Annotated in this window: 14 protein-coding genes; 12 read left to right on the forward strand and 2 right to left on the reverse strand. The window is 56.0% G+C overall.

What is annotated here, in order from left to right:
• Window positions 1-6: 6 nt before the first annotated feature.
• From KQI26_RS05015 to KQI26_RS05035, 5 genes are all read left to right on the forward strand, one after another.
• Window positions 7-882, forward strand: a complete 876-nt coding sequence (locus KQI26_RS05015; protein WP_216503539.1) for a 4Fe-4S binding protein — start codon at window positions 7-9, stop codon at window positions 880-882.
• Window positions 879-1,838, forward strand: coding sequence for a TlpA disulfide reductase family protein (locus tag KQI26_RS05020; protein ID WP_216503471.1), 960 nt, complete (start codon window positions 879-881; stop codon window positions 1,836-1,838). The genes KQI26_RS05015 and KQI26_RS05020 overlap by 4 nt, the downstream gene beginning before the upstream one ends.
• Window positions 1,839-2,119: 281 nt before the next feature.
• Window positions 2,120-2,470 (forward strand): BlaI/MecI/CopY family transcriptional regulator, encoded by a 351-nt coding sequence (locus KQI26_RS05025; protein WP_118426090.1) that lies wholly within the window; start codon window positions 2,120-2,122, stop codon window positions 2,468-2,470.
• A gap of 11 nt (window positions 2,471-2,481) precedes the next feature.
• Window positions 2,482-4,506 carry a M56 family metallopeptidase gene (locus KQI26_RS05030; RefSeq protein ID WP_216503473.1) on the forward strand — a complete coding sequence of 675 codons (2,025 nt, stop codon included), beginning with the start codon at window positions 2,482-2,484 and terminating at the stop codon, window positions 4,504-4,506.
• An 81-nt stretch (window positions 4,507-4,587) separates the two neighbouring features.
• The gene (locus KQI26_RS05035) at window positions 4,588-4,821 is read left to right on the forward strand and encodes a hypothetical protein (RefSeq protein WP_216503475.1); all 234 of its coding nucleotides are present in this window, start codon (window positions 4,588-4,590) and stop codon (window positions 4,819-4,821) included.
• Here the strand turns inward: KQI26_RS05035 and KQI26_RS05040 are convergent.
• Window positions 4,764-5,468 carry a metallophosphoesterase gene (locus tag KQI26_RS05040; protein WP_216503477.1) on the reverse strand — a complete coding sequence of 235 codons (705 nt, stop codon included), beginning with the start codon at window positions 5,466-5,468 and terminating at the stop codon, window positions 4,764-4,766. The genes KQI26_RS05035 and KQI26_RS05040 overlap by 58 nt on opposite strands.
• Window positions 5,469-5,525: 57 nt before the next feature.
• On the reverse strand, window positions 5,526-5,651 hold the full coding sequence (locus tag KQI26_RS15495; RefSeq protein ID WP_256447851.1) for a hypothetical protein: 126 nt from the start codon (window positions 5,649-5,651) through the stop codon (window positions 5,526-5,528).
• Between the two features lie 219 nt (window positions 5,652-5,870).
• Between KQI26_RS15495 and KQI26_RS05045 the strand changes: the two genes are divergently transcribed.
• The 7 genes from KQI26_RS05045 (at window position 5,871) to KQI26_RS05075 (ending at window position 12,730) form a co-directional block, all read left to right on the forward strand.
• A complete protein-coding gene (locus tag KQI26_RS05045; protein ID WP_216503478.1) occupies window positions 5,871-6,239 on the forward strand; it encodes a VOC family protein in 369 nt (122 codons plus the stop codon).
• A 9-nt stretch (window positions 6,240-6,248) separates the two neighbouring features.
• The gene (locus tag KQI26_RS05050) at window positions 6,249-6,767 is read left to right on the forward strand and encodes a cysteine hydrolase family protein (RefSeq protein WP_216503479.1); all 519 of its coding nucleotides are present in this window, start codon (window positions 6,249-6,251) and stop codon (window positions 6,765-6,767) included.
• Between the two features lie 204 nt (window positions 6,768-6,971).
• On the forward strand, window positions 6,972-7,658 hold the full coding sequence (locus KQI26_RS05055; RefSeq protein WP_216503541.1) for a response regulator transcription factor: 687 nt from the start codon (window positions 6,972-6,974) through the stop codon (window positions 7,656-7,658).
• Window positions 7,633-9,996 carry a sensor histidine kinase gene (locus KQI26_RS05060; protein ID WP_216503481.1) on the forward strand — a complete coding sequence of 788 codons (2,364 nt, stop codon included), beginning with the start codon at window positions 7,633-7,635 and terminating at the stop codon, window positions 9,994-9,996. The genes KQI26_RS05055 and KQI26_RS05060 overlap by 26 nt, the downstream gene beginning before the upstream one ends.
• Before the next feature lie 407 nt (window positions 9,997-10,403).
• Window positions 10,404-10,907: a nitroreductase family protein gene (locus KQI26_RS05065; RefSeq protein WP_216503483.1), complete on the forward strand. Its 504-nt coding sequence runs from the start codon at window positions 10,404-10,406 to the stop codon at window positions 10,905-10,907.
• Window positions 10,879-11,760 (forward strand): YihY/virulence factor BrkB family protein, encoded by an 882-nt coding sequence (locus KQI26_RS05070; RefSeq protein ID WP_216503484.1) that lies wholly within the window; start codon window positions 10,879-10,881, stop codon window positions 11,758-11,760. Before KQI26_RS05065 ends, KQI26_RS05070 begins: the two co-directional genes overlap by 29 nt.
• A gap of 1 nt (window position 11,761) precedes the next feature.
• On the forward strand, window positions 11,762-12,730 hold the full coding sequence (locus KQI26_RS05075) for a D-2-hydroxyacid dehydrogenase (protein ID WP_216503485.1): 969 nt from the start codon (window positions 11,762-11,764) through the stop codon (window positions 12,728-12,730).
• Window positions 12,731-12,786 lie beyond the last annotated feature (56 nt).

Below are 12,786 nucleotides of genomic sequence, written 5' to 3' on the forward strand. Positions count from 1 at the left end.
CAGACCATGTCCCGCTTCCGGGGCTGCATCCAGGCGGGAGCGACGCTGCTGACCAACCTGCATCTGCCGAATTTTCTCAAGGGCGGACTGTATCAGGGCGCGGGAAAGACCGTCTGCGTGCCGGGGCTGAACTGCTACTCCTGCCCGGCGGCCTCCGGAGCCTGCCCCATCGGGGCGTTTCAGGCAGTGGTGGGGTCATCGAAGTTCAGCTTTTCCTATTATATCACAGGCTTTCTCATTCTGCTGGGCGTGATGCTGGGCCGCTTTATCTGCGGCTTTCTCTGTCCCTTCGGCTGGTTTCAGGAGCTGCTGCATAAGATCCCGACAAAGAAATTCTCCACAAAGAAGCTCAAGCCCCTGCGGTATCTGAAATATGCCGTTTTGCTGGGGATGGTATTCCTGCTGCCGGCGTTCCTTGTGAACGATGTGGGCATGGGAGATCCCTTCTTCTGCAAGTACCTCTGCCCCCAGGGCGTGCTGGAGGGGGCTATCCCGCTCTCCCTTGCCAATTCCGGCATCCGGGCGGCGTTGGGCAGCCTGTTTACATGGAAATTCGGCATTCTGCTGGCGGTGATCGTACTGAGCGTGCTGTTCTACCGTCCCTTCTGCAAGTGGCTGTGCCCGTTGGGCGCATTCTATGCGCTATTCAACCGGGTATCCCTGTTTCAGATGAAGGTGGATAAAAACAAGTGCGTCTCCTGCGGGAAGTGCGCCAAAGCCTGCAAGATGGATGTGGATGTGACGAAGACTCCAAACCACCCCGAATGCATCCGCTGCGGGATGTGCATACGCGCCTGTCCCACAAACGCCGTGCGCTTCCGCTGCGGCTTTGGCGATGGGAAAGAAACTACAACAAAAATAAATACGGAGGAATCAAAATGAAGTTTCAAAAGTTTACTGCGCTGCTGCTGGCGGCCCTGCTGATGCTGTCTTTGGCGGCGTGCGGCACAAAGGACAACGGAAAAAAAGCGGATATGAGCAGCAATGACTCTGCCATGACCGGCGAAGCGAAAAATGCCGAGGAGGCGCTTGCCTTGCACAAAAAGCTGCTGGAGCGGGAAAATGCGCTCCTGTCGGAAAATTCCGAACTCTGGGAGAAGGTGTTCATGGCGGCCGATAAGGGCATGACCATGCAGGAGGACGGCAAAAACTACGGCGACTTCCTGCTGAATACCATCGAGGGTGCCAAAGACCAGTTCACCGACAAGGAATATGAGTGGCTGAAGGAGTCGGCCACGGAGATCAGCAATATCGAGAACAAGCTGACCGAGCTGGAAAACAAGTACCCCGAGATCATGCAGAAATCCATGGACGGCGATATGAACATGCCCGCGGGCAGCGACACGAGCACGCCGCCTGACGACGGCAGCATGCAGAAATTCCCCGCCTTTGAGGGCAAGGACCTGGATGGCAACACGGTGAAGAGCGACGAGCTGTTCTCCGCCAACGCTGTCACCGTGATGAATTTCTGGTTCACCACCTGCAAGCCCTGCGTGGGCGAGCTTTCCGAGCTGGACGCACTGAACAAGGAGCTTGCGAAAAAGGGCGGCGCACTCATCGGTGTCAACACCTTCACATTGGATGGCGATAAAGCGGCAATTTCCGAAGCAAAAGATGTACTGGCCAAGAAGGGCGCCACCTACCAGAATGTGTATTTTGATTCCGACGGCGAGGCGGGAAAGTTTACTACAAACATTTTTGCCTACCCCACCACCTATGTGGTCGACCGCAACGGCAATATCGTGGGTGACCCCATCGTAGGCGCCATCACGGAAAAGAAGCAGGCGGAGACGCTGCAAAAGCTCGTCGACCAGGCTCTTGCTGCCGATAAGGGCTGACAAACGAATTTATCTTCTCAGAAAGGAGGGATACAGAGAGTATTGCCGCTTCTGCTTATCGAACCAAAACAGTTATTCGACTTTCGGGACTGAAACCGTGCAAAACAGCATTAAAATATAAAATATGCCGGCTGCATAGTGTTCAGCGGAAAAAATGACGGGGCTCTCACCGGGCCCCGTCATTTTTTCTTTATATCTCTTGACAAAATGCGTCTAATGGGTTAGACTTTCTCTAAAGTCTAATGCATTAGACAAATCCATGCAAAAAAGGAGGAGCCTTTATGTCCGCTCCCAAGGTATTTGAAAGCGAATACCGGTTCTGCCTGATCCTGTGGCGGAATGAGCCCATCAACAGCACCAAACTGGCCAAACTCTGCAAGGAGGAGCTGGGCTGGAGCCGCACTACCACCTATACCGTCATCAAACGGCTGAGCGATCGGGGTGTGGTGAAGAACGAAAACGCCACCGTCACCGCTCTGGTGAGCAAAGAAGAGGTGCAGCTCAGTCAGATGGAAGAGATGATGGAAAAAACCTTTGAGGGATCGCTGCCCGCCTTCCTGGCCGCCTTTGCCCGGCGGCAGGCCCTTTCCCAGGAAGAAGAGGAAGAGATCCGCCGGATCATCGAAAAATAAAGGAGGGCGTTATGGAAAAACTGTTTTTCGCCTTGCTGAACCGAAGCATCGCCGCCAGCTTTATGGTGCTGGCCGTGGTATTTCTCCGCCTGCTGTTCCGCAAAGGACCGCGTTGGGTCTTTTGCCTGTTGTGGGGCCTGGTAGCCCTGCGTCTTTTGTGCCCGGTTTCCATCCAAAGCCCGCTGAGCCTTGCGCCGGAGACGCCATCTTTGGAAGAAACATTTTCCCCAAGCGCCGGGGAAGAGACTCTGCCGGGCACCCTTTTGACAGAGGGCGCGGATCCCGATTCCGCAGCACCTGGGATCCAGGCATCCCAAGGCCTGGACTGGGGCATGGTATTTTCCCGGGTGTGGGTGCTGGGCTTTGGGCTCATGCTGCTGTATGCGCTGGGTTCGCTCCTGGCCCTGCGGCAAAGGCTGGCCGACGCCACCTTACTGGGGAAGGGGATCAAAGGCAGTCAGTGGGTGTCGTCTCCCTTTGTAATGGGGCTGTTCCGTCCCACCATTTATCTGCCCTATCATCTGGACGAAGACTGCCAGAAATATGTGCTGGCCCATGAAAATGCCCATATCCGCCGGAGGGATCACTGGCTCAAGCCCAAGGCTTTTCTGCTGCTTTCGGTCTATTGGTTCCAGCCTCTTTTGTGGCTGGCCTACATCCTGTTCTGCCGGGATATGGAGACCGCCTGTGACGAAAAAGCGGTGAAGGACATGGAAAAAGAAGAGCGGCAGGCTTATTCCTGGGCCTTGCTCCAGTGCAGCCTGGGGCGGCACTCCTTCACCGGGCCGTTGGCTTTCGGGGAAGTGGGGGTCAAAGAACGGGTGCGCCGGGTGATGAACTACAAAAAGCCCCAGTTCTGGCTGATTCTGCTGGCTTTGGCCGCAGGCCTGATCACCGGGGTGTGCCTGCTCACCGACCGGCCGGAGCCGAAAACACCCACGGAAGCAGGGGAGATCTCCACCGTTTACATCGGCGACGCCCCCAAAACCGTGGCCGTGGCCCAGAGCCTGTCCTATCCGGAAGGGATTTCCTACGCTTCCGTTCAGCTGCAAACCACAAAGAAGCCCTACGGCCTGACGGTCTATCTCAAAGGACAGGGCCAGGGGAGCCGGGAAGCATTCCGAAGCTGCGCTATGCAGGCCTTTGACCGCATCGGCGATCTGGGGGTCATCGCCTTTTGGAGCAAATCGCCGGAACAGGAGCTGGCCCGCTTCACCCGTCAGGAGATGGAGGAAGGGGAACCCTTGGCCGATGCCGTTTCCCAGGCCATTGTGGAGCAAAACAGCCCGGGAGAAAAAGGGGACAGCCTGGTCCGCTGCGGCAGCTTTGTGGAGCTGGGCCGGGATACATTCCTTGTGGACAGCGACCCACCCCAGGATGGCGGTCTGGTTCTCTATGGCATTGCCATGTACCAGGCCTTCGCCCGCAGCGGACAGAGTCTGGAATCCCAGGAAGGAAGCCATATCCCGGCCATCCTCACTTTTAAGGAGGGAGAGGAGGGCTATGTGCTCACCGATTACTGGACACCCCGGGACGGCAGTTTTTATCTGTCCGACATCCAGGAGCACTTTCCGGAAAATCTGGCACAGAGCGCCCTGAATACCCAGGACTATGTGCTCATGCAGATGCAGGACTGCTATGCCCAGGCAATCAGCCGGGGCGGAGTCAACCCCGCCCGACTGATCCCGGCATTGCTGGAAAAGGTGGAGTCCTCACCGGCGGCATCTTCCGCACCGGGGGATCATATCGCGGCCCATCCCGATGAATGGAATCAGCTGCTCTATCTGGGCGATTCCACTCTGGACTATGTGTTTGACGCCTTTCTGAAAGGGGGCCAGACCGGGCTGCGCGGTCAGCTGCTGCGTCAGCTTCTGGATGAGCTGGCCCCGGAAAGCGCCATCAAAACGGCGGCCGAAACCGGACAGGACTATTTTGATGCCTGGAAGGCCTATTACGAAAGCATACTCAAGCAAAACGGGGAAGAGTGGATGCAGCAGCACCACCCGGCCTTCTGGAAAATGGAGCAAAAGTTTTAGTAAACCCAATGAGAGCGGCCTTCGGGCCGCTCTTTTGTTACCTGCCACAAGACATTTTTTCCATGTCGAACGGCCCGATAGATGGCTCAGAACCTATATGTGGCCGCCCTGGACCCGGACGACAAGGTGAACAAGACCACTTATGAATCCTTTGCCTCCATTCCCCAGGAAGTTGTTCTGGGCCGGGTGGACGCCATGCCCTATGCCTATCTGCTCATTCCCTCAAAAAGCAGGGCAGTCGCCCTGCTTTTTGTTTGTTATAAATACCATTCCCGGCCGTCATTGAGGCAAAAGACCCCCAGCGGGCCATCATAGGCACAGCCGCAGTCTATGGCAATGTGGTGGTTTCCTTGATAGATCCGGTCTTTCCCCTGGTTCTGGGGGATGAGCCGGGTGGGGGTGTGGCCGGTGACCAGGTATTTTCCGGGAAAATAGACCTTGTCATAGTCCGGCCGGTCCAGAAGCAGATCTTCCAGAGCGTATTCCGTCAGCTCTTTCTCCGGGGAAAAATTCCCCAGCCCCGCATGGACCAGCAGATATTCCTTTCCCTCCACGGTAAGTTCTTCATACAGAGAGAATTCTTCGAAATACTCCATCACCGCCTGACGCTGCTCTGGAGAGAGGGCGGTGAAGTCATCCAAAGTGGCCCGGCCACCGTCGGCCAGCCAATCCAGCAGCCCTTGCAGCTCCTCCGGCGCCAGATGCTCCAAAGCATCTTCGGTGATCTCCCGGCACAGCAATTTCAGACAGGTCAGGGCCATCATCTCGTGATTGCCCAGCAAGGAGAACACATTGGGCCGCTCCATCATATCCAGCAGGATATGCATAGGCTCAGGCCCCCGGTCCACCACATCTCCCAGTACAAACAGGGTGTCTTCCTCCCGGAGAGGCAGAGCATCAAAAATTTTCTTGTATTTTTGATAATGGCCGTGAATATCGCTTGTCACATAAATCTTTCCCACAAAGCATCGCTCCCTTTGACCGAGTTTCCATTAGTGTGCCAAATTTTTCTTTTCTTGTCAAGGTGCGGTGGAAGAGGGGGGCGTGGTGCTGTTTTGACAGCCGCCGCCCATTTTGCCGCCCATACCACCCTGGCCGCCGCCCATAGCCCCGGGATTTTCCTCCGAGCCATCGTTGGTGGTCACGGTGCCCCCATTGTTGGCATAGGAGCCGCACCGTGGAGATGAAGCAGGGAAAACTCAATCCCAACGGAGAGAGCGCCGCGGCCCAGGTGGCCGCCATGCTCACCCGCTTTGTGGAAAAGTCCATCTAAAGCCTGTAAATTCCCCCGGCTCTCCTTGTGGAGCCGGGGGAATCTTGCTATAATGGGGGTGTCGATCCAGAAAAAAGGAGGATGTGAAAGCATGAAAAAGTGGATGGAATCCAGCGTTGTCTTTTTCCCCTGTCACGATCAGCAGGAAACCCGGGACTATTATACCAATGTGCCGGGACTGACCATTCATCAGGAAAAAGAGGGAAACCTGATCCTGGACACCGGCTATGGCTATCTGGGCTTTGTGGAATATGGGGACGGTCGGCCCATGGCCACCGGCGTGTGCATCTCCTTCAACTGTGAGAGCCGGGAGCAGGTGGATGAAGTGTACCAGCGCATCAAGGACAACCCGGCCTGCCAGGTGAAGGGCGCTCCCCAGCACCATGCCCGCTTCCCGGTGTATTCCTTTTTCCTTTCCGATCCCAATGGATACACTCTGGAATTTCAGAAACTGGACTGAGGTGGCAGCATGAAAAAGCTCTTGATCGTGGTGGACTATCAGAAGGATTTTGTGGACGGGGCCCTGGGCTTTCCCGCGGCCAAAGAGATCGAAGAAGCCCTGTGTGAGAAGATAAGCTCCTATCAGGCAGAGGGCCAGGACATCATCTGCACTCTGGACACCCACGGGGAAGATTACCTTGGGACCCAGGAAGGGAAGAACCTGCCCATTCCACACTGCATCAAAGGAAGTGAAGGGCATCAGCTTTACGGCAAAGCCGCCGGTTTGCTCGCCTCCTGCCCCCGGTTTGAAAAGCCTGCTTTCGGCAGCATGGCCCTGGCAAAGTGGCTGGAAGGCAAGGAATATGAGGAGATCGAGCTGTGCGGCGTTGTCACCGATATCTGTGTCATCTCCAACGCCGTTTTGTGCAAAGCGGCCCTGCCCGAAACCCAGGTTACGGTGGATTCCACCTGTGTGGCGGCCATCACGGAAGAAGCCCAGCAGGCAGCTTTCCTGGTGATGAAGAGCCTTCAGATAAAGGTGCTTTAAACCGGAACAACCAGCTCTTATAAGCTGCAAAAAAACATATGTGATGGCGCAAAAGCCACTTTTTTGACACTCTCAAGCGGCCCGACGGCCGCTTGTTTTGCCATTTGGAAGAATTAAGAATTTTGAAAGAGTTTTATAAAACCCATAGAAAGAACCATCTGATACCATACAGGTGTACCGCAAAGGAGGAAAAGGGAAGTGGGGATGAACATCTTAGTCTGCGACGATCAGCAGGAAATTGTGGAAGCCATTGAGATCTATCTGAAAAACGAAGGTTATGAGATCTTCAAAGCCTATGACGGCCAGGAGGCCCTGGAGGTGCTGGACAGGGAGACCATCCATCTGATCATTATGGATGTGATGATGCCCAAGATGGACGGTATCCGGGCCACCTTGAAGATCCGGGAAAGCCGGAACATTCCAGTGATCATGCTGTCGGCCAAAAGCGAGGACACCGACAAGATCATGGGTCTCAACATCGGCGCCGACGATTATGTGACAAAGCCCTTCAATCCTTTGGAGCTGATCGCCCGGGTGAAATCCCAGCTGCGGCGCTATACCAAACTGGGCAGCGCCCAAAGCAGCGAGCATGTGTTTCAAACCGGAGAGCTGGTGGTGGACGACGAGCGCAAGGAGGTGACGGTGGACGGCGAGCCGGTGCGCATGACGCCAGTGGAGTACAAAATTCTTTTGCTCCTCACCAAAAACGCCGGCCGGGTCTTTTCCATCGAGCAGATTTATGAGCAGGTGTGGAACGAGCCGGCTTACAGCCCGGAAAACACCATTGCGGTACATGTACGGCGCATTCGGGAAAAGATCGAGATCAATCCCAAAGAGCCGAAATATCTGAAGGTGGTATGGGGAATTGGATACAAAATCGAGAGAATTTAGTCATCCCTGGTATCTGAAGGCCGTGGCCCTTGTGTTGGCGGCGGCGTGCTTTTCCAGGGGAGCCTGTCAGATCTTCGACCTGGCGGGGAAAGCCAGCGCAGGCAGCTTTATGCCCACGCTGGCCGAAAGCTATGAAAACGATTCTGCTGTGTTCCGGGACACCCTTTTGCTGGAGGACGCCGCTTTGCATGTGGCCACCAAGTATGAAGGGGAGGAGTCCATCCAAGCGGGCAAATTCCTCACCCAGTCCGATCTGCGCATTGCCTATTATCAGCTGGTGTCCGAGGCATTTTACAACTATTCCTACAATTACGATACGGAAGGCGCGGAAACGGCCTATGAACTGACCACGCCGGACGGAACCTATTGGCAGGATGCCCTGAACGAACTGATCGACCAGAGTACTTTTGCCCTTTCCCGCAGCGAGGACGGGAAGTTCATCATGCGCCGGGAAGGCCCTGAGGCCCCGGAGCCTCTGGCCCGGTTCGAATCGGAAAACCAGCAGCAGATCCAGCAGATTCCTCAGGAGCTCATCCGCATTCAGCTGTCCGATTACCGCTGGCAGATGCGCAGCCTGCAAACCCAGCCCGCTTTGCGCTATTATATCCGCCATGGGGAAAAGACTTTCGCCAATGCATCGGAAGAAGAGGCCGTGCAGGCTCAGCAGGCGGAGATCTTCCTGGTGATGAAAAAGGGCGAAGTGCAGATCCAGATGGGGGAAAGCCGCGTGGAGGGAGATATTTATGATGAATATTTCTCCTATCAATCGGGCGGCGCTTTCAACACCCAGAACAGCTATGGCTGGCTGTCGACTCAGCTTCGGGAGTCCCTGCTGTCCTATGACGAAGAAGATACCGCTTACATCTGGTTTACCGATGATTACCCCTTGCAGATGCAGGAGCAGGTGACGGCCAATCGGGAGATGACCATCCAGTATCTCTCCCAGATCGGCGGAGCCTTCCTCATCACGCTGTTTTTGCTGGGATACCTGCTGCGTACCTGCGGACGAAAACGAAAAGGAGATGAGATCCGGCTGTATTTTATCGATCGTGTCTTTACCGAAGTCCTGCTGGCCCTGGGGGGCCTGGCGGTGACAGGGTATGTTTTTTCCATCCTGCTTTCCTGGCAGTATCAGGAGCCGGACCTTCTGGCCCTTTGTTCCTGGGCCGTATTTTTGGTGATTACCGCCATTCTGCTCTCCTTTGGCCGCCGCTTCAAAGCCCGCACTTTCTGGAAAAGCTGCCTTTTGTGCCACTTCTTCCAGCTGCTGGCGGCCCCTTTTCGCAAGGCGGCCCGGGCCTTCCGTGAGCTGTCCCGGCAGGAACTCACCGTCAAGCAGGCGATGCTGTTCACCGGCCTGTATGGTTCTTTCTGCCTGCTTCTGGCCATCGTCTTTCCGCTGAGCATCGCTTTGATCATCGCCGCCGTGCTGTTCGTGGGCAAAATGGCCTCGGCCTTCCAGAAGGTGCGGGAAGGGGTGAGCCTGGTGCGCCAGGGAGACCTGACCCATCAGATCGACCTGGGGGATGAGCAATTCTTCGCCGGTCTGGCCGACGATGTGAACTCCATCGCCGACGGCCTGCACAACGCCGTGGAAAGCGAGCTGAAAAGCGAGCGGATGAAATCGGAACTGATCACCAATGTGTCCCATGACATCCGCACCCCTCTCACCAGCATTATCACCTACGCCGATCTTTTGCAGAAGGAAGGGCTGGAGAGCCCCAACGCCTCCCGCTATTGCCAGGTCATCGGCCAGAAAGCCCAGCGGCTGAAAATGCTCACCGATGATCTCTTCGAGGTATCCAAAGCGGCCAGCGGCAACATCCAGGTGGATCTGGCGCCGGTGGAACTGTGCAGCCTGATCCGTCAGGGCATGGGCGAGCTGAGTGACAAGATGGAGCAGTCGGGGCTGGATTTCCGCATTCATCTTCCGGCCCAGGGCGTATGGGTCAAGGCCGACGGCAAACTGCTATGGCGTGTGGTGGAAAACCTGTTGTCCAATGTGTTCAAATACGCCATGCCTTCCTCCCGCGTCTATCTGGATGTGGGTGAGCAGGAGGGCAAGGCCGCCTTTACCGTCAAGAACATTTCCGCCTATGAGCTGAATGTGGACCCCTCCGAGCTGATGGAGCGGTTCAAGCGGGGAGATGCTTCCCGCCACAGCGAAGGCAATGGTTTGGGGCTGGCCATCGCCAAAAACCTGGTGGAACTCCAGGGTGGAGTCTTTACCATCACAGTGGACGGCGACCTGTTCAAGGCCACCGTTAGTCTGGAAAAAATTCAGCCGCCTGTGAAAGAGGCACCAGCTGCCCCTGAGGAACATCCGCAAATCGGATAACACATACACCCACAAAAAGTGACGAAAGCCACTTTTTGTGGGTGTTTTTTCGCCTTTTTTTGCTGCGGGGAAAGAGATATAATAGGATCTATGGAAACTTGTCCCGCCTTTGCCAGAAAGCTCTCCTTGTGGTATAATATCAACAGTTGCCGCACATGTGCGGCAGGATACTGTGTATTCAGTCGTTTTGCTCACAAAACGACTGCTGTTGATGTTACACCATAGCCAAAATCGGCAAAGCCGATTTTACACCGCATTGGCGGCGTGCAAGTCTGCATGGACTTGCCGCTATGGTATAATAACATTCAGTTCCTGAAGTGCATCATCAAAACGATGCTGCAAAAGGGGAGAAGCCCCGGGATCTTTTCGCAATAATCCAGGCCCATGGGCCTGTGGGAGGTTTTATCATGTTGGAAACCATTCGGAATCGAAGAAGCGTGAGGCAGTTCACCTCGGACCCTGTGACCCAGGAGCAGGTGGAAAAACTATTGGAAGCCGGCATCATGGCCCCTTCGGCCATGAACAAACAGCCCTGGCACTTTATCGTCTGCCGGGACAGAGAAATGATGGAGCGCTTTCAAACGGTGCATCCTTACTCCAAAATGCTTTTCCAGGCGCCTGTGATGATTTTGGTCTGCGGCGATACCCAGAAACAGCCCGGACCTCATTTCTACCAGCAGGACTGCGCCGCCTGCACCGAAAATATCCTGCTGGCCGCCCAGGCCATGGGGCTTGGCGGCTGCTGGCTGGGCATTCCGCCCCAGTCGGAGCGGGAAGAACAGATCGCCGCTTTGTTTGGTCTGCCGGAGCACATCAAGCCCTTCTGCGGCATCGCCCTGGGCGTGCCTTCGGTGCAGCCCCCGCAGCCGGAGAGGAGCCTGCATGGCCTTGTTCACGAAAATCGGTGGTAAGCTGCTGGAGGTGGCCCGGGATCTCCGGTATGTGGCCAGCCAGCTGGTGGAACGGTACTTCAAAGATCATGTGGCCCGCTCTTCGGCGGAGCTGGCCTATTATATGCTCTTCACACTGTTCCCCCTGGTGATTTTCAGCAATGTGCTGGTCAGCTCCTTTCACCTGTCGGTGGAGGAGATCATGGAGAACCTGTCCCTTCTGCTGCCGGAACAGATCGTTTCCCTCATCACCGAATACATCGGCTATATCACCAATCTCCAGCCGGGCACACTGATGTATGCCGGCTCGGTGCTCACCGTTTATTTCACTTCCCGGGCGGTCAATTCCCTGATGCTGTCCATCGGCGTGGCCTATCGCCAGCCGCGGAAAGGGAAGCTGAACTTTTTCTTTTCGGTGATCGTCACCGTGGTGGTGCTGCTGTCCATGTATCTGCTGCTGGGCCTGGTGCTCATCAGCGAAAATCTGCTGGCCCTGGCGGCCCGGGTGCTGCCCATCCCGTTTTTCCTGGTGCGCATCTGGAACTGGCTGCGTTTTACCGCCATGCCGGCGTATCTGTTCTGTATCATCACCCTGTTTTATAAAATCGCCCCGGCCAAATGGCTGCGGTTTTTCCAGGCCGCCCCCGGCGGACTGTTCTTTGTGGCCGTCTGGTCGGCCATCTCCTATTTCTTCTCGTACTATGTATCCAATCTGGCCAATTACTCGGTGCTCTATGGTTCGTTGGGCGCCGTGATGATCCTGATGCTTTGGTTCTATATGACCGGGATCATTCTGATCCTGGGGGGACATTTGAATCATATCGTGCTGGTGCTTCGCCAGGAAAAGAAAATTCGAAAAAGGAACGGTGAATAACATGGAAAAAATCATTGTGGGGGCCTGTGTGGCCGATCTGACCGCTCAGCGGGAAGAACGGCTGCGCCAGGGCGTGGAAAAGCAGGACTATACTCTGAAAATCTTTGAAAAAGGGAAGTTCGGCCCGGAAGATGTGGCCGATTGCCAGATCCTTTTCGGCAGCATCCCGCCCCAGCTTTTGAAAAGCGCCTCCAAGCTCCGCTGGCTGGCCACCGCCTCCGCCGGGGTGGATAACTATGTGGCCGATGAGCTCTATCCCGATCCCGATGTGATCCTCACCAACTCCAGCGGGGCCTATGGCGTGGCCATCGCCGAACACCTGATCACCTGCACCCTGATGCTCATGCGCCGGATGCGGGAATACGAAGAGGGCCAGCGGCAGCACCGGTGGAAGTACCTGGGCAAGATCCGCTCGCTCTATGGCAGCACCGTCACCGTGGTGGGCATCGGCAACATCGGCGGCAGCTTTGCCAAGCGCTGCAAGGCCATGGGAGCCACTGTGCGGGGCGTCAAGCGCACCCCCAGCGAGAAGCCGGATTATGTGGACGAGCTTTACCTGACAAAGGATCTGGATCAGGCCATCCAGGGGGCCGATGTGGTGGCTCTGTGCCTGCCCGGCACCCATGAGACCCAGCAGATCATGACAGCTCAGCGCCTGGGCCAAATGAAAAAGGATGCCCTGCTTCTCAACATTGGCCGGGGCACCGCCCTGGATCAGGATGCTCTGATCCAGATGCTGCAAAAGGGCCTGCTGGGCGGCGCCGCTTTGGATGTGGCCTCTCCCGAACCTCTGCCCCCGGAAAATCCCCTGTGGGACATGGGCAATGTGATCCTGACGCCTCATGTGTCGGGCAACGACTCTTTGGACTACACCACCGACACCATTCTGTCTCAATTCCTCGAGAATCTGCCCCTCTTTGCTGTGGGCCAGCCCATGCATCATGTGATCGACCGGAAGATCGGCTATTGATAAAGAAAAGGCCCCCGGCCGTATGGCCGGGGGCCTTTGCGTCCCAAACGGGAAGC

It is taken from the genome of Intestinimonas sp. MSJ-38, from assembly GCF_018917925.1.
GTDB lineage: Bacteria > Bacillota > Clostridia > Oscillospirales > Butyricicoccaceae > Pseudobutyricicoccus.

Excerpts from the sequence above, each read along its gene's own strand:
- KQI26_RS05065 (WP_216503483.1), top strand. The coding sequence starts at position 10,404 with ATGTTGGAAACCATTCGGAATCGAAGAAGCGTGAGGCAGTTCACCTCG.
- KQI26_RS05030 (WP_216503473.1), top strand. The coding sequence starts at position 2,482 with ATGGAAAAACTGTTTTTCGCCTTGCTGAACCGAAGCATCGCCGCCAGC.
- KQI26_RS05035 (WP_216503475.1), top strand. The coding sequence starts at position 4,588 with ATGGCTCAGAACCTATATGTGGCCGCCCTGGACCCGGACGACAAGGTG.
- KQI26_RS05075 (WP_216503485.1), top strand. The coding sequence starts at position 11,762 with ATGGAAAAAATCATTGTGGGGGCCTGTGTGGCCGATCTGACCGCTCAG.
- KQI26_RS05015 (WP_216503539.1), top strand. The coding sequence starts at position 7 with ATGTCCCGCTTCCGGGGCTGCATCCAGGCGGGAGCGACGCTGCTGACC.
- KQI26_RS05070 (WP_216503484.1), top strand. The coding sequence starts at position 10,879 with ATGGCCTTGTTCACGAAAATCGGTGGTAAGCTGCTGGAGGTGGCCCGG.
- KQI26_RS05050 (WP_216503479.1), top strand. The coding sequence starts at position 6,249 with ATGAAAAAGCTCTTGATCGTGGTGGACTATCAGAAGGATTTTGTGGAC.
- KQI26_RS05045 (WP_216503478.1), top strand. The coding sequence starts at position 5,871 with ATGAAAAAGTGGATGGAATCCAGCGTTGTCTTTTTCCCCTGTCACGAT.
- KQI26_RS05055 (WP_216503541.1), top strand. The coding sequence starts at position 6,972 with ATGAACATCTTAGTCTGCGACGATCAGCAGGAAATTGTGGAAGCCATT.
- KQI26_RS05025 (WP_118426090.1), top strand. The coding sequence starts at position 2,120 with ATGTCCGCTCCCAAGGTATTTGAAAGCGAATACCGGTTCTGCCTGATC.
- KQI26_RS05020 (WP_216503471.1), top strand. The coding sequence starts at position 879 with ATGAAGTTTCAAAAGTTTACTGCGCTGCTGCTGGCGGCCCTGCTGATG.